The 14,767-nt window shown below is 53.5% G+C and carries 14 protein-coding genes; 10 read left to right on the top strand and 4 right to left on the bottom strand.

All coding sequences use genetic code 11. From position 1 onward, the window contains the following. Positions 1-7: 7 nt before the first annotated feature. The 3 genes from uvrD to ACK3CJ_RS21650 are packed head-to-tail and all read right to left on the bottom strand — an operon-like array spanning position 8 to position 3,533. Positions 8-2,218 (bottom strand): DNA helicase II, encoded by a 2,211-nt coding sequence (gene uvrD / locus ACK3CJ_RS21660; protein WP_409524271.1) that lies wholly within the window; start codon positions 2,216-2,218, stop codon positions 8-10. Positions 2,219-2,249: 31 nt separating this feature from the next. Then, on the bottom strand, positions 2,250-3,224 hold the full coding sequence (locus ACK3CJ_RS21655; RefSeq protein WP_409524270.1) for a homoserine kinase: 975 nt from the start codon (positions 3,222-3,224) through the stop codon (positions 2,250-2,252). Positions 3,225-3,233: 9 nt separating this feature from the next. After that, the gene (locus ACK3CJ_RS21650) at positions 3,234-3,533 is read right to left on the bottom strand and encodes a DUF2782 domain-containing protein (protein WP_409524269.1); all 300 of its coding nucleotides are present in this window, start codon (positions 3,531-3,533) and stop codon (positions 3,234-3,236) included. Positions 3,534-3,666: 133 nt separating this feature from the next. On the opposite strand from ACK3CJ_RS21650, the gene polA reads away from it, so the two are divergent. Continuing rightward, on the top strand, positions 3,667-6,417 hold the full coding sequence (polA, locus tag ACK3CJ_RS21645) for a DNA polymerase I (RefSeq protein WP_409524268.1): 2,751 nt from the start codon (positions 3,667-3,669) through the stop codon (positions 6,415-6,417). A 228-nt stretch (positions 6,418-6,645) separates the two neighbouring features. Here polA and yihA read toward each other — a convergent pair whose 3' ends face one another. Continuing rightward, positions 6,646-7,308 (bottom strand): ribosome biogenesis GTP-binding protein YihA/YsxC, encoded by a 663-nt coding sequence (gene yihA, locus ACK3CJ_RS21640; RefSeq protein WP_409524267.1) that lies wholly within the window; start codon positions 7,306-7,308, stop codon positions 6,646-6,648. A 207-nt stretch (positions 7,309-7,515) separates the two neighbouring features. Between yihA and ACK3CJ_RS21635 the strand changes: the two genes are divergently transcribed. From ACK3CJ_RS21635 to tatC, 9 genes are all read left to right on the top strand, one after another. Then, positions 7,516-8,118 (top strand): c-type cytochrome, encoded by a 603-nt coding sequence (locus ACK3CJ_RS21635; RefSeq protein WP_409524266.1) that lies wholly within the window; start codon positions 7,516-7,518, stop codon positions 8,116-8,118. A 198-nt stretch (positions 8,119-8,316) separates the two neighbouring features. After that, positions 8,317-8,949: a thiol:disulfide interchange protein DsbA/DsbL gene (locus tag ACK3CJ_RS21630; RefSeq protein WP_409524265.1), complete on the top strand. Its 633-nt coding sequence runs from the start codon at positions 8,317-8,319 to the stop codon at positions 8,947-8,949. A 137-nt stretch (positions 8,950-9,086) separates the two neighbouring features. Then, complete coding sequence (locus tag ACK3CJ_RS21625) at positions 9,087-10,643, top strand: diguanylate cyclase (protein ID WP_409524264.1); 1,557 nt, start codon at positions 9,087-9,089, stop codon at positions 10,641-10,643. Positions 10,644-10,686: 43 nt separating this feature from the next. Continuing rightward, complete coding sequence (gene ubiB / locus ACK3CJ_RS21620) at positions 10,687-12,318, top strand: ubiquinone biosynthesis regulatory protein kinase UbiB (protein WP_409524263.1); 1,632 nt, start codon at positions 10,687-10,689, stop codon at positions 12,316-12,318. 82 nt (positions 12,319-12,400) lie between these two features. Next, positions 12,401-12,799 (top strand): phosphoribosyl-AMP cyclohydrolase, encoded by a 399-nt coding sequence (gene hisI, locus ACK3CJ_RS21615; protein ID WP_409524262.1) that lies wholly within the window; start codon positions 12,401-12,403, stop codon positions 12,797-12,799. Between the two features lie 4 nt (positions 12,800-12,803). Then, on the top strand, positions 12,804-13,139 hold the full coding sequence (locus ACK3CJ_RS21610) for a phosphoribosyl-ATP diphosphatase (protein WP_409524261.1): 336 nt from the start codon (positions 12,804-12,806) through the stop codon (positions 13,137-13,139). A 73-nt stretch (positions 13,140-13,212) separates the two neighbouring features. Next, complete coding sequence (tatA, locus tag ACK3CJ_RS21605; protein ID WP_409524260.1) at positions 13,213-13,482, top strand: Sec-independent protein translocase subunit TatA; 270 nt, start codon at positions 13,213-13,215, stop codon at positions 13,480-13,482. Between the two features lie 11 nt (positions 13,483-13,493). Beyond that, entirely contained in the window at positions 13,494-13,895 is a 402-nt protein-coding gene (gene tatB, locus ACK3CJ_RS21600; RefSeq protein ID WP_409524259.1) for a Sec-independent protein translocase protein TatB, read from the top strand. Next, positions 13,895-14,659, top strand: a complete 765-nt coding sequence (tatC, locus tag ACK3CJ_RS21595) for a twin-arginine translocase subunit TatC (RefSeq protein WP_409524258.1) — start codon at positions 13,895-13,897, stop codon at positions 14,657-14,659. Before tatB ends, tatC begins: the two co-directional genes overlap by 1 nt. The last annotated feature ends 108 nt before the right edge of the window (positions 14,660-14,767 follow it).

The following is a 14,767-nucleotide window of genomic DNA, read 5'->3' as shown; positions in this document are numbered from 1 at the left end:
GAACCGATCAGCAGACTTCCAGACGGGCAAAGCCCACCACCAGCCACTTGCTGCCGACCTCATCGAAGTTGATCTGAATCCGTGCCTTGGGGCCTGAGCCTTCAAAGCTGATCACCATACCTTCACCGAATTTGGGGTGCATTACGCGCTGCCCCAGGTTGAAGCTGGGGGATTCGGGTTCGCTGTTGAACAGTCGGCTGCTGGTGGCTCCGCCGCCATAACTGCTGCGCTGGCTGCTCAGAGGGCGGCTGATGCTGTTGTTCAGACGCACCTCTTCGATCAGTGCTTCGGGTATCTCCCTGACGAAACGGGAGACGCGATTGGTGGTTTCCTGTCCGTGCAGGCGGCGTGATTCGGCGTAGGTCAGAAACAGTTTCTGCATCGCACGGGTGATACCGACATAGCACAGACGACGCTCCTCTTCGAGACGCCCCGGTTCCTCTGCCGACATCTTGTGAGGAAACAGCCCCTCCTCCATGCCTGCCAGAAACACCATCGGGAACTCCAGGCCTTTTGCGGAATGCAGCGTCATCAACTGCACGCTGTCGGTATGCGCGTCTGCCTGGGTATCGCCAGCATCCAGTGCCGCCTGATCCAGAAATGCAGAGAGCACCGATACCGCTTCATCTTCATCTGCTTGGCTCTGCCACTGGCCGGCAAACTGGCGCGTTGCCGTGACCAGCTCCTCAAGGTTCTCGATACGGGACTGGGCCTTTTCACCCTTCTCCTTCTCATGATGCTCGATCAGGCCCGAGTGCTGAATCACATGTTCGGTCTGCTCATGCAGCTCCAGCCCTTCAGTCTCGGTATTCATGCGGTTGACCAGATCCAGAAATCCCTGCAGAGCATTGGCCGCTCGTGCCGGTAGCTGCTGCAGTGAGATGATCTCGTTGGCTGCGCGCCACATGGAGATCCCTTCGTGGCGAGCCTGCTCGCGGATCAGTTCTATTGTGCGCGTGCCGATGCCGCGGGTCGGAACATTGATGACACGCTCGATCGCCGTGTCATCATCGCGATTGGCCAGCAGACGCAGGTAGGCCAGCGCATTTTTGATCTCAAGTCGGTCATAGAAGCGTTGGCCACCATAGATGCGGTACGGAACCCCGCTGCGGATCAGCGCTTCCTCCAGTACACGAGACTGAGCGTTGGAGCGATACAAAATGGCGGTTTCATCGCGGCGGTTGCCGTGGTCGATCCACTTCTCGATCTGATCAACGATAAAGCGTGCTTCATCCTGCTCATTGAAGGCGCTGTACAGGGAGATAGGTTCACCGTCGCCATCTTCGGTCCACAGCTCCTTGCCAAGACGCCCGAAATTGTTGGTGATCACCCCGTTAGCCGCTTTCAGGATGGTGTTGGTGGAGCGGTAATTCTGCTCCAGGCGGACCATCTCTGTACCAGGGAAATGCTCCGGCAGATTCTGGATGTTCTCGATGCGGGCACCGCGCCAGCCATAGATCGACTGATCGTCATCGCCGACCGCCATCAGCTTCTGCTCGCCCTCGCATAACAGACGCAACCAGGCGTACTGGATGGCGTTGGTATCCTGAAACTCATCCACCAGCACATAGCGGAAGCGTTCGCGGTAGTGCTTGAGCAGTGCCGGTGCCCGGTCACGCAGCAGTTCGAGTGCACGCAGCAGCAGCTCACCGAAGTCGATCATGCCGCCACGCTCACACGCCTGTTCATAGGCTTCATAAGCACGGATCATGGTCTGCTGGAAAGGATCGCCGCTGCGCTCCAGATGCTGGCTGCGCAGCCCTTCATCCTTTTGCGCATTGATGAACCACTGAATCTGACGGGGTGGCCAGCGGGTTTCATCCAGCTGCAGCTCGCGACACAGGCGCTTGATCAGGCGTAGCTGATCGTCGCTGTCCATGATCTGGAAGTTGTCCGGCAGTCCGGCATCGCGCCAGTGCGCGCGCAACAGTCGGTGAGCCAGGCCATGGAAGGTACCCACCCACATGCCCTGGGTATCGATACCCAGCAGCTGTTCGATACGTCCGCGCATCTCACGGGCTGCCTTGTTGGTGAAGGTGACCGCCATGATGGAGTAAGGTGAGAAGCCTTCTGCCTCGATCAGCCAGGCGATACGATGCACCAGCACCCGGGTCTTGCCGGAACCGGCTCCGGCCAGTACCAGCAGGTTGCTGACATCGGCCGAAACCGCCTGGCGCTGAGCATCATTCAGCGAGTCGATGATATGAGTAACGTCCATGGGCCTTGTTTTTCAGTTCTCTGTCGGTGGCTCAGCCGAGGCTGGCCGGGGAGTGGATCCGGTTCAACAATATCCGTTTGTATTGATCCGGGTCTTTCAGCTTCATGCTTTTGCCTTTGCGTGCCGCCTGTTCAACACCCAGCCAGGGGATCAGACGCGACAGCCAGAAGCGCATGGCGGCGGTGCGGGTCAGGATCGGCCAGACATGCTGTTCGTCAGTGGTAAACGGCCGTACAGCCGAATAGCCATCAAGCAGGGCACGCTCTCTGAGTGGGTCGATCGAGCCATCGGGATTGCAGCACCAGTCGTTGGCGACGATTGCCAGATCAAACAGATGAAAGGCAGTTGCTGCATTGTAGAGGTCGATGATCGCTTCCAGTTTGCCATCACGGAACAGTGCGTTGTCTGAAAACAGATCGCCGTGAATGATACCCGAAGGCAGATCGAGTTTTTGCTCACGCAGCTCATCAAACAGGCGAACTTCCTGTTTCAGCAGTTCGGCATCCTCGCTGCTCAGCAGGTGCGCCAGCGCCTGACTTTCACGCCGCCACCAGAACACGCCACGATGCGCCTGGCGCTTCATATAGAAGTCGGCTCCGGCAAGATGAAAGCGTGCCAGCGCATCGCCAATCTGGCGGCAATGCTCCTCACCTAGCTCGGATTGAGGGAGGTCCTGGCCATAGAAGCGGGGCTGGAAAAAGGCCGGTTTACCCTGCAGTTGCTTCAGCGCTATGCCGTTTCTGTCCTCTATGGCATAGGGTACCGGGGTGTCACGCTGCGACAGCCAGTGGCCCAGCTCAACAAAAAAGGCCATCTCCTCTTCCGGTAGCTCTTCAAAAATGGTCAGTACCAGGTCAAGCGTGGTGCCTGACTGGTCGAGGGTAACGAAATAGTTGGTGTTTTCGATGCCTGCTTCTATGCCCTGCCAGCTTTTCAGCTCGCCCAGGTCATAGTCAGACAGCAGCTTGACCAGCTCTGCACGGGTGATCTCTGTATATACTGCCACGTTTGATGCCTACCAGCGGAAAATAACCCATTGTGGAATCAACACCGAGGGTTCCCCGGCTCTGATCATCTCACCTGACTCACCTTTCGGGACCAGGTAGTAGGGCTCGCCGACGGCGGGCACGACCTTGATCTCCTTCAGAACACCATTGACGCGATACTCGTAATAGGTGCTGTCACCGTCATGAGTAATGGTGATCTGTGGCTCCTCGCCCAGCAACTCTTCCTCTGACTGGGCGAAGCTCGGTGGCACAAAGGCCAGCAGCATCGCCAGCATTACATATCTGAACATCATCTTGCTTCTCTTCATGAGTAGAATCCATCTGCAAATAAGCACCTGAGTCATGCTATCGCATGTCGGGGGGTTATGGGCAGCTTCCTTATTGTCTATGATTGTGAACCCTGACACGATCCCCGGCAACCACTGTTAATCGGAAATTGCGATGAGTAACCACAAAGCACCCGTTATTTTAGTCGACGGCTCCTCTTATTTATACCGTGCCTTCTTCGCCTCTCAGCAGGCGGACCTGCGCACCAGCGAAGGCGTTCCGACGGGGGCTATAAGAGTTGTGACCTCGATGTTGCGTAGTTTACTCAAACAATATCCCGAAAGCCCGGTTGCCGTGGTGTTTGATGCCAAGGGTAAAACCTTCCGTGATGAGCTGTTTGCCGAGTACAAGGCTCACAGACCCTCAATGCCGGATGACCTGCGCCTGCAGGTGGAGCCGATCCACGAGATCGTGCGCGCCATGGGCATGACGCTACTGATCGAAGACGGGGTTGAGGCAGATGATGTGATCGGAACGCTTGCGCATGAGGCGATGGCGCAGCAGTGTCCGGTGGTGATCTCCACCGGCGACAAGGACATGGCGCAACTGGTAAATGAGCAGGTCACACTGATCAATACCATGACCAATACGGTCATGGATGTGCAGGGGGTGGTCGATAAGTTCGGCATTCCGCCTGAGCTGGTGATCGACCTGTTGGCGCTGCAGGGGGACAAGGTCGACAACATTCCCGGTGTACCGGGTGTCGGTGAGAAGACTGCGCTGGCGATGCTGCAGGGAATAGGTGGTATCCAGGCACTGTACGAGAATCTGGATAAAATTGCCGACCTGGGCTTTCGTGGTTCGAAAACCATGGCGAAAAAGATGGAGGAGCATCGAGAATCTGCCGAACTCTCCTATCTGTTGGCCACGATCAAGACCGATGTGCCGCTGCATGTGTCACTGGCTGAAATAGCCCACCCATCGCCCGATAATCAGGCTTTGTGTGAGCTGTTCAAACGCTATGAGTTTCGCAGTTGGGTCAATGAGCTGGAATATGGCGTTGCGCCGACTCAGGTTGCCGATAGTGCTACCTCTTCGGTAGCTGCAGCACCGGCTGAAGTGGAATATGAGGTGATTCTGGAGTGGGAGGCCTTCGAGCAGTGGCTTGAGCGCCTGAAGGCAGCGGGTCAGTTCGCCTTTGATACCGAAACCACCAGTCTGAACTATATGGAAGCCGAGATTGTCGGCGTCTCCTTTGCCGTCGAAGCCGGCGTGGCTGCCTATGTGCCGGTGGCGCATGACTATATCGGTGCACCAGCTCAGTTGGAGCGCGACAGGGTACTGGCCGCCTTGAAACCGCTGTTGGAAGATGAGTCCATCGGAATCATCGGTCAGAACCTGAAATACGATATGAGCGTACTGGCTCGCTACGATATCGGCATCAAGGGGGTCGCCGCAGATACGATGATGGAATCCTATATTCTGAACTCCACTGCCGGCCGCCATGATATGGACAGTCTGGCCGAGCGATATCTGGGCGTGAAAACCGTGACGTTTGAAGAGATTGCCGGTAAGGGCAAGCAGCAACTGACCTTTAACCATATCGAGCTGGATAAGGCCGGACACTATGCCGCTGAGGATGCGGATATCACGCTGCGCCTGCATCAATGTCTGGCGCCGCGGATCGCCGCCGAAGGCAAGCTGCAGTCAGTACTGGATGAGATAGAAACACCGCTGATTCCGGTGCTGTCGCGGATCGAGCGGCAGGGTGCGCGCGTGGATGCGAAGATGCTCGGTGAGCAGAGTCAGGAGCTGGAGAAGCGTCTGCATGAGTTGGAGCAGCAGGCCTATGAGCTGGCGGGTGAACCGTTCAATCTGGGCTCTCCGAAGCAGTTGCAGGTGATTCTGTATGAGAAACAGGGTATCCCGGTCACCAAGAAGACTCCCAAGGGCGCGCCCTCAACCGCAGAGGAGGTGTTGCAGGAGCTGGCGCTGGACTATCCGCTGCCCAAGGTGATTATAGAGCACCGGGGCCTGAGCAAGCTCAAATCCACCTATACCGATAAACTGCCGCTGATGATCAATCCGCGCACTGGCCGTATTCACACCTCTTACCATCAGGCCGTGACAGCAACAGGGCGTCTCTCTTCGTCCGATCCCAATCTGCAGAATATTCCGGTACGTACCACCGAGGGGCGTCGTATTCGCCAGGCATTCGTGGCGCCGGAGGGCTACTCGATTGTGGCTGCCGACTATTCTCAGATAGAGCTGCGCATCATGGCCCATCTTTCGGGAGATGCGGGGTTGTTGAGTGCGTTCGGTAAGGGCGAGGACATTCACCGTGCAACTGCTGCGGAGGTGTTTGGTGTTGCGCTGGATCAGGTCAGTACCGAGCAGCGCCGTAGTGCCAAGGCGATCAACTTCGGTCTGATCTACGGTATGTCGGCGTTTGGGCTCGGGCGTCAGTTGGGTGTCGGCAGGAATGAGGCTCAGCGCTATATCGACCACTACTTTGCCACCTACCCCGGTGTGTTGCGCTACATGGATGAAACCCGCGCACAGGCACATGATCTGGGATATGTCGAAACCATCTTCGGCCGCAGACTCTATCTTCCCGAGATCAATGCCAGCAATGGCATGCGCCGGCAGGCGGCTGAGCGTACCGCCATCAACGCCCCGATGCAGGGAACGGCGGCTGATATTATCAAACGTGCGATGATTACCGTTGATCGCTGGCTGAGCGAAACGGACCTTGATGCCTGCATGATCATGCAGGTTCACGATGAGCTGGTATTCGAGGTCAGGACTGATCAGGTGGAGGCATTTATCAAACAGGTGAAGGGGTTGATGGAGTCGGCTGGCAGTTTGTCAGTGCCCTTGCTGGTGGAAGCCGATAGCGGGGTGAGTTGGGAAGTGGCGCATTGATCGTTTTTTGATCGGTTGTTGAACTTTTCATTAACCGGAAGCTCATACTTTTGAGAGCTGTATTTTATGTATTGTCTTGTGCCAGATGATACGGCGGCTCTCGGGAGTCTGAGTGTTTGAACAAGCTGCGTTAACTAGGTGCGCAGAATCAGGCTTCCTTACACATGGATGCGTTCGCTCCCGAGGCTTAAGTTCCCCTTCCCCGTCTCGGGAGCGTCTTTTTTTCAGTTATTCAGTGCTGTGCTCATCAGTAGCGTAACCATCAGAGCCATACCAGGGAATCATCAGTTCACTTATCAACTGCTGCAGTTCCTGTACTCCGGTATGCTTGAGGGCTGAGAAAGCCTGCACGCTGACACTGTCTCCGAGACGCTCTTTCAAGGCTTTTCTGACCTGTAGCAGCGTACTTTGAACGGGGCCACGTTTGAGTTTGTCTGCTTTTGTGAGCAGAACATGCAGACGCATGCCTGTGTTCTGGCACCACTGCACCATCATTTCGTCAAATTCTTTCATCGGGTGGCGAATATCCATCACCAGAACGACACAGCGCAGCACTTCACGTTTCTGCAGGTACTCATCCAGATGTTTCTGCCAGTGTTCTTTCATCGCAACCGGTACCTTGGCATAACCGTAACCGGGCAGATCCACAATGCGCAGACCCTGGAGATTCAGGTCAAAGAAGTTCAACAGTTGCGTTCGGCCAGGTGTCTTGGATGTACGCGCCAACTTGGTTTGCTGAGTCAATACATTGATTGCGCTTGATTTACCGGCATTCGAACGACCGGCAAAGGCGATCTCTGCAGTGCTGTCAGATGGGCACTGAGACAGCTTGGCTGCGCTGATACAGAAGCGCGTCTGGTTGAAATGGATAGCCGGTGGATTTGTGGTCATTGTCATCTCACTAAGGTAGGATCGCCACAAAGAACAAATGCGTTCCAGTTTGTGAGGATATTAGTTTATAATATCCAGCAATTTTACCTGTGAACTGAGCAATGCTCCAGTCAAGGTAAGCAAAGAATTGAGTTGTCTGCGTCGCTGTTTTCACTGGTCGGCGAAGGCTTATCGACAGTTTTTCAAGCAAAAGTCTGGGTCTAGTCAATGAACAAATTACTGATCAGCTTACTCGTAAGTGTAGGTATCACGGGCGTTGCACATGCATCTGGTGATGCAGCGGCCGGGCAGTCCAAAGTCGCTGTCTGTGCAGCCTGCCATGGTGCAAACGGCAATAGTGCTGTTGGCAACTTTCCTAATCTTGCCGGACAGAATGAACAATATCTGCTCAAACAGATGGAGGATCACGTCAGTGGTCGTCGCACCATCGTTGAAATGACCGGTATGCTGGATGGGTACAGTGAACAGGATCTTAAGGATATTGCTGCCTATTTTTCCAGCCAGCCAGTTGTTATCGGCCAGGCAGATGCAGAGCAGGTAGAGCAGGGCGAGGCGATTTATCGCGCGGGTCTGGCTGATAAAGGTGTTGCTGCCTGCAGTGCCTGCCACATGCCAAGTGGTCAGGGTAATGATCCTGCCAAATTCCCTGCCTTGAGTGGCCAGCATCCGGAATACACGCTGTCTCAGCTGCAGAAATTTGCTGAAGGCTCGCGTGATAATGATCCGAATGGCATGATGCGGGATGTGGCTGGGAAGATGAGCGAAGCTGAAATGCGCGCTGTTGCTCAGTACATCCGTGGGTTAAACTGAACCGAAATTAAGTTCAGATTCAGCAGGGGCAGCTTAGGCTGCCCTTTGTGTTTGGTGGCCCAATGTAGCTCAATGTAGTGTTTGCAGCAGAACTATTTCTGCTCACCTGAGTCTACAGGTTTCAACTTAATGATTTGTAATGACCGTGCCTGACACAAGCAGGTGGTGTTGTCATTGCAGCGATGAAGAGAGGTTAGGATGCTTAGGAAAATATTGCTGGGCGTGGCTATGATGGTGCTGGCTGCTGGCGTGGTAGCCGAAGAAAAGCCGGTATTCGAGGCGGGCGTGCACTATGCGGAGATCAGTAAGGCTGTACCGACACGCAGTGCCGATAAGGTTGAAGTGGTTGCAGTATTTGGCTATCTCTGCCCGCACTGTAATAACTTCGAGCCCATGCTGCAGTCCTGGGAAAAAAATCTGACTGACGATATCGATTACCACCATATCCCCGTCGTGTTCAGTAAGGCTTGGGCGCCTCTGGCTCGTGGTTACTATGTTGCAGATATGAAAGGCGTGGTGAAGGAAACTCATCAGGCGATGTTTGATGCCGTACACATGCAGAACCGCCGTTTCAACAACGAAAAGGATCTGGCTGAGTTCTATGCAGGCTATGGTATCGATCCTGAAGAGTTCGATAAGCTGTACAACTCCTTTGCTGTGGACACTAAACTGAATCAGGGCATGGCCAAGGTTCAGAGTTATGAGGTAACTGGTGTGCCCTCAATGGTTGTAAACGGCAAGTACCGTGTGACAGCCTCCATGGCGGGCGGTTCTGCTGAGATGCTGAAGGTTGTGAATTATCTGATAGAGAAAGAACTCAATAGCAACTGATTCTTCTGTTCTGTTGATCAAAACCGCATCCGGAGTGATTTATTGACTGTAATCACTCCTCAGATGCGGTTTTTGTGTTTATAGTAGAAGAAAAAGCGGTGCGTGAACTCCGGCAGTTGCGCAATTGAGGCTAAGAAGTGGCAACAGAAACCGAAGACTGGAAGCGCAAATACAAAGACCTTTCTCATGAGTTCGAGCAGTCCGAGCGCTATGCTGAGCGGATGATCGAACAGTTGCGCCAGCTCATCAATTCCATGATTACAGGGCTGCAGGGCCAGGATAAACTGCTTGATGAGAATCTGCAGATACTGGCCAAATACCTGGGTGATGGCGAAGTGCGGGAGCTGCGTTCAGTCGGGCGCGAAGTGGAAAAACGCGTCCGTGAACTGGATCAGAAAAAAAACGCAGTCTCTCGAGAGGTGGCAGATGCTCTGTCACTCTGGTTGAGTCAGATTCAGCGTCAGAGCGGTGATAAAATTTCTGAAGAAAAACTGGGCGATGCTCGCGAGCAGATACCCGAAGCGTCTGAAAAATTTTATGCCCTCTCCAAACTCATTCGTCAGATGCTGGCGCTGCAGAGCGGCCTGCATGACAACCCGCCTTCAGCAGATGCTGACACGCACGATTTGGATAATGAGAAGGATGAACGGCAGGCGCTGCTGATTCCGGTGATCTCCGATAAGATCCTGGAGTTGATCGAATGCCTCAGAATCCCGCGCGAAAGGATGGAGAGTGCCCAGGAGCTGATCAGGCGACTTGAAAATCGCCCTGATATGTCTGAATTACCGGATCTGTTGAATGAGGTGGTTGGCCTCATCCGGATTGCCGGACTGAATGTCCATGACGATTTTGAAGACTATCTGCTCAGTCTGAATAAGCAACTTTCTCATGTTCAGGCCTTTCTGGCGCAAAGCAGGGAGGAGGAGAGTAAGGCGGGCGCACTGCATCTTGAGCTGGATAGAACAGTTCGGCATAACATTTCTAAAATCCGTTCCACGGTCAAGGAGTCTACCGACCTGACTGATCTCAAGCAGGCCGTGACGCGTCAGCTCGCAACTGTTGTCAAAAACATGAACAGCTACCGAGTGCATGAGGAGCACCGTGATCAGCGTCTTCAAAAGCGGTATGACGAGCTGCTGGAAAAAGTCGAGGCGATGGAGCGTGAAGCGGAGGACGTCAAGGCGCGAATAGAGGAGGAGCAGCTCAAGGCTCGCACTGATCCACTGACCGGGTTGCCTAATCGAGTATCCTATAACGATCATATTGCCAGCGAGCTGGAACGCTGGCGGCGCTATAACACGACCTTTTCCATGTGTGTTGCAGATCTCGATCATTTCAAGAATATCAACGACCAATATGGGCATCTTGCAGGTGACAAAGTGCTCAGACTGGTCGCCAAAATGATGCGTCACAATCTGCGCGGAAGTGATTTCATCTCACGTTTCGGTGGAGAGGAGTTTGTCGTCATCTTCCCATCGACTGGCCTGCAGGAAGCGCGTCAGGCAACGGAAAAACTCAGGCAGGCGATTGAAAAAAGTCCGTTTAATTTCCAAGGCAAACCGGTTCATGTCACAATGTCGTTCGGCCTCACCGAAGTCGCACAAGGCGATGACCAGGATAATGTTTTTGGTCGTGCTGATGCCATGCTGTATAAAGCCAAAGGCGGTGGGCGTAACGCCATCTGCTTTGAGTGACCTCTATAGCCATCCATCCAACAGCTGAACAGGACTATCAAGAGTGCAACCTGTTGTCCGCTCTTTAAAGATTCTCTGGGTTATCGCACGCTATCGTCTCGACACCTTCTTTCACCATGCGGCGATGCCCTGGTATGTGCGTGTCTGTTTCCGGCTGCTTCCCTGGCGCTATCTGATTCCGGCCAAAGCGCCTCGAGGTTTAAGGCTTCGTCTGGCACTTGAAGCACTGGGGCCGGTCTTCATCAAGTTTGGGCAGATGCTGTCCACGCGCCGTGATCTGCTGCCGGACGATGTCGCCATCGAGCTGGCCAGGCTGCAGGACCAGGTACCACCTTTCCCGGCAACCAAAGCGCGAGCCATCATTGAATCAGAGCTGGGCAAATCGGTAGATGAGCTTTTTAAGTCCTTTGATCTTGCTCCCATGGCTTCAGCGTCGGTTGCTCAGGTACACAGTGCTGTGCTGCATGATGGGCGAGCTGTGGTGATCAAGGTGATTCGGCCCGGCATTGAACGAGTGATTCGTCAGGATGTAGACCTTCTCTATACACTGGCCTGGCTATTATGTCAGCTCTGGGTGGATGGGCGTAGATTGCGCCCTGTTGAAGTGGTATCCGAGTATGAGCAGACCATTTTTGATGAGCTGGACCTGCGTAAGGAAGCGGCCAACGGCTCTCAGCTGAGACGTAATTTCGAGGGCTCATCGATTCTCTATGTCCCGGAGATTTATTGGGATTACACCCGCCGAAATGTATTGGCGATGGAACGGATCTATGGTGTGCCGGTGGCTGATATGGAGCAGCTGCGTGCGCAGAACACCAACCTGAAGATGCTGGCAGAGCAGGGTGTGGAAATCTTCTTCACACAGGTGTTCCGTGACAGCTTCTTCCATGCGGATATGCACCCAGGCAATATCTTCGTATCACGAGACAACCCTGAGCAGCCTCAATATATTGCCGTTGACTTCGGTATTGTCGGTTCGTTGAGTGCAGAAGATCAAAGCTATCTGGCGCGCAACCTGCTGGCCTTTTTCCGGCGTGACTACAGACAGGTGGCGCAGTTACATCTCGATTCAGGCTGGGTACCCGAGTCAACCAACGTTCATGCTTTTGAAACTGCAATCCGAAGCGTCTGTGAACCGATCTTTGAAAAACCGCTGAAGGAGATCTCCTTCGGCCTGGTACTGCTGGGCCTGTTTCAGACTGCGAGACGCTTCAACATGGAAGTGCAGCCGCAACTGGTACTGTTGCAGAAAACGCTGCTGAATATTGAGGGACTTGGCCGGCAGTTGTACCCGGATCTCGATCTGTGGAAAACAGCCAAACCCTATCTTGAAAACTGGATGAAAGATCGCATCGGACCCAAAGCCACCTATCGCGCGCTGAAGCTACAGGCGCCAGAACTGCTCGAGAAGCTACCCCAGCTCCCGCAACTTATTTTTGATACGTTGCAGCATACGCGCAAAGGCTCTGATGACAGTGCAGGATTACTGCGAGAAATCGAGCATGAAAGAAAGCGCAGCCGCAAGCGCTGGCAAAGGCGGCTATTGATTGGAGCCTCCTTTCTGGTAGCGGCAGTCGTCGTGGCAGAGCCTGAAGTGAAGGCAGCGCTGGATGCCTGGCCTTGGCAGGCATGGTTGCTTGCAGCTCTCGGATGGATCATGATCTGGCGTGCCTGACGGGTGCCTGTATCAGTGTCTGGCTGTTACGAAGATGATCGGTTATGCTTGGACGCCTGAATAATTTACGATGGATAGGGTGATGTCGATAAGCTGGCTGGATGAAGTCAAATGGGATGAAGACGGGCTGGTGCCTGCCATTGCTCAGGACGTTAATAGCGGGCGTATCATGATGGTTGCCTGGATGAATCGTGAGGCACTTGAGCTGACAGCAACGGAAGGTCGAGCCGTATACTGGACCCGTTCACGTCAGAAGCTCTGGCGTAAGGGGGAGGAGTCCGGCCATGTGCAGAAACTGCATGAGTTACGACTGGATTGCGATGGTGATGTCGTGCTGCTGACAATTGAACAGCTGGGTGGTATCGCCTGCCACACAGGGCGTGAAAGCTGCTTTTTTCGCCGCCTGACACCTGCGGGTGAATGGGAAGTGGTGGATGAGGTGCTGAAGGACCCTGCAGCCATCTATACAGACAAGGCGTAATGATATGACTGACGTACTGGCGCAGCTGGATCACATACTGCAGCAGCGGAAAACAGCCGATGCTGACAGCTCCTATGTGGCATCTCTGTATGCCAAGGGGCTGAATAAAATACTGGAAAAGGTCGGTGAAGAGGCAGTCGAAACCGTGATTGCAGCAAAAGACGCTGCGGCCAGTGGCGACAATGCCGACCTGATATACGAAACAGCAGATCTGTGGTTTCATACCCTTGTCATGTTGTCTCAATTGGGGGAGAGCTCTCAAGCGGTTATTGATGAGCTGGCAAGACGTTTTGATATATCCGGACTTGAAGAAAAGGCATCACGCCAGCAAGATAAGTAAATCGTTGTTTTTTCCCTGTTGCACACCGTGTCGCGGCAGGGCATAACCTTCTTGATCTTAGCGGAGAATAATAATGGGCTTTGGTGGAATCAGTATCTGGCAACTGTTGATCGTTCTGGGGATTATTATCCTGATTTTCGGAACCAAGAAATTGCGCAGCCTTGGCGGTGACCTGGGTGGTGCGGTCAAGGGCTTCAAAAAGGCCATGAGCGAAGAGGAAGCCGAGAAGGAAAAGGAATCGGCTGATATCGCGGCCAAGAAGCAGCTGAATGCAGATGATGCTGAGTTCAAGGAAGGACAGAGCGCTGCTCAGAAGAAAGAAGAAAGCAACGTTGATAAATAAGACATTCGCAGATGTTTGATATCGGGTTTGCTGAAATTCTCATTGTCAGTGTTGTTGCGCTGCTGGTACTTGGTCCGGAAAAACTGCCTGTGGCGGTGCGGACCTGTGGTCTATGGTTCGGCAAGATAAAGCGCTCAGTCAACAGCATTCAGCGTGAGATCAATGAAGAGCTGCGCATCGATGAGTTGCGCAGAACGGCCGCAATCACCAAAGACGAGCTCGATAAAGAGCTGCGCTCAATGACCAAGCCCTTCAAGGAAGCTGGTGATCAGGTGCGTGATGTGGTTGATGAGTCCAGCCATGAACAGCCCGTGGCTGACCCTTCATCAGATACATCACCAGGCACAGCGCCCGCTACTCCAGCAAGCACACCACAACAAAACACCTCAACTGACAGTGAAAGCAAACCCTGATGAGTGAAACACCCCAGGAACAGGAGCAGCCCCTGATCTCTCACCTTGTGGAGTTGCGTCAGCGCCTGATGTACAGTGTGCTGGCAGTGCTGGTGATATTTCTGTGTCTGTTTTACTTTGCCAATGATCTTTATACTTGGCTGTCGGCTCCGCTGACAGCGCTGTTGCCGGAAGGCACCAGCATGATTGCGACAGACGTCACCTCTCCCTTCTTTGCCCCTTTCAAGTTGACGCTGGTGGCAGCTATCTGCTTGTCGATGCCCTATATACTTCATCAGATCTGGGCATTTATTGCCCCGGGACTGTATCTGAACGAAAAGCGCTTGGCTATCCCGTTGCTGTTATCCAGTATTGTGCTTTTTTATACTGGTATTGCCTTCGCCTATTTTGTTGTCTTTCCGTTGTTGTTTGGCTTCTTTACCAGTGTTGGCCCGGAAAACGTGGCGATCATGACAGATATCAGCAGCTATCTGAATTTCGTGCTCAAGCTGTTCTTCGCTTTCGGGATAGTGTTCGAGATTCCGATTGCCACAATGTTGCTGATCCGTTCAGGTGCCGTTTCGGCGGAAAGTCTTGCCAGTAAGCGGGCTTATGTCGTTGTGGTCTGCTTTATCGTCGGAATGTTGCTGACACCACCGGACATCATTTCGCAGAGTCTTCTTGCGTTACCCATGTGGCTGTTGTTCGAACTGGGCCTTTTTTTGTCTAAAGTCGCTTTCCGTAAACCTGTTGCCAAAGAAAGTGAGCAGGAATCTGAAAGCTGATCTATAATTGAATTCCGCGCATTCGTGGCTGTTCTATCCCGCAACAAACATATTGTAGTTTTATTACAAAAGTCTGTTGACAGGTGATCTGAGTCATGTAGAATACGC

This window comes from Nitrincola salilacus, from assembly GCF_046271865.1.
Taxonomy (GTDB): Bacteria; Pseudomonadota; Gammaproteobacteria; order Pseudomonadales; family Balneatricaceae; genus Nitrincola; species Nitrincola salilacus.
This window is presented reverse-complemented; position numbering and strand designations above follow the sequence as displayed.

Bases quoted from the DNA above. Each gene is read 5' to 3' on its own strand.
- uvrD (WP_409524271.1), bottom strand. From the start codon at position 2,218: ATGGACGTTACTCATATCATCGACTCGCTGAATGATGCTCAGCGCCAG.
- polA (WP_409524268.1), top strand. From the start codon at position 3,667: ATGAGTAACCACAAAGCACCCGTTATTTTAGTCGACGGCTCCTCTTAT.
- tatB (WP_409524259.1), top strand. From the start codon at position 13,494: ATGTTTGATATCGGGTTTGCTGAAATTCTCATTGTCAGTGTTGTTGCG.
- ACK3CJ_RS21610 (WP_409524261.1), top strand. From the start codon at position 12,804: ATGACTGACGTACTGGCGCAGCTGGATCACATACTGCAGCAGCGGAAA.
- ACK3CJ_RS21630 (WP_409524265.1), top strand. From the start codon at position 8,317: ATGCTTAGGAAAATATTGCTGGGCGTGGCTATGATGGTGCTGGCTGCT.
- hisI (WP_409524262.1), top strand. From the start codon at position 12,401: ATGTCGATAAGCTGGCTGGATGAAGTCAAATGGGATGAAGACGGGCTG.
- tatC (WP_409524258.1), top strand. From the start codon at position 13,895: ATGAGTGAAACACCCCAGGAACAGGAGCAGCCCCTGATCTCTCACCTT.
- tatA (WP_409524260.1), top strand. From the start codon at position 13,213: ATGGGCTTTGGTGGAATCAGTATCTGGCAACTGTTGATCGTTCTGGGG.
- yihA (WP_409524267.1), bottom strand. From the start codon at position 7,308: ATGACCACAAATCCACCGGCTATCCATTTCAACCAGACGCGCTTCTGT.
- ACK3CJ_RS21650 (WP_409524269.1), bottom strand. From the start codon at position 3,533: ATGAAGAGAAGCAAGATGATGTTCAGATATGTAATGCTGGCGATGCTG.
- ACK3CJ_RS21635 (WP_409524266.1), top strand. From the start codon at position 7,516: ATGAACAAATTACTGATCAGCTTACTCGTAAGTGTAGGTATCACGGGC.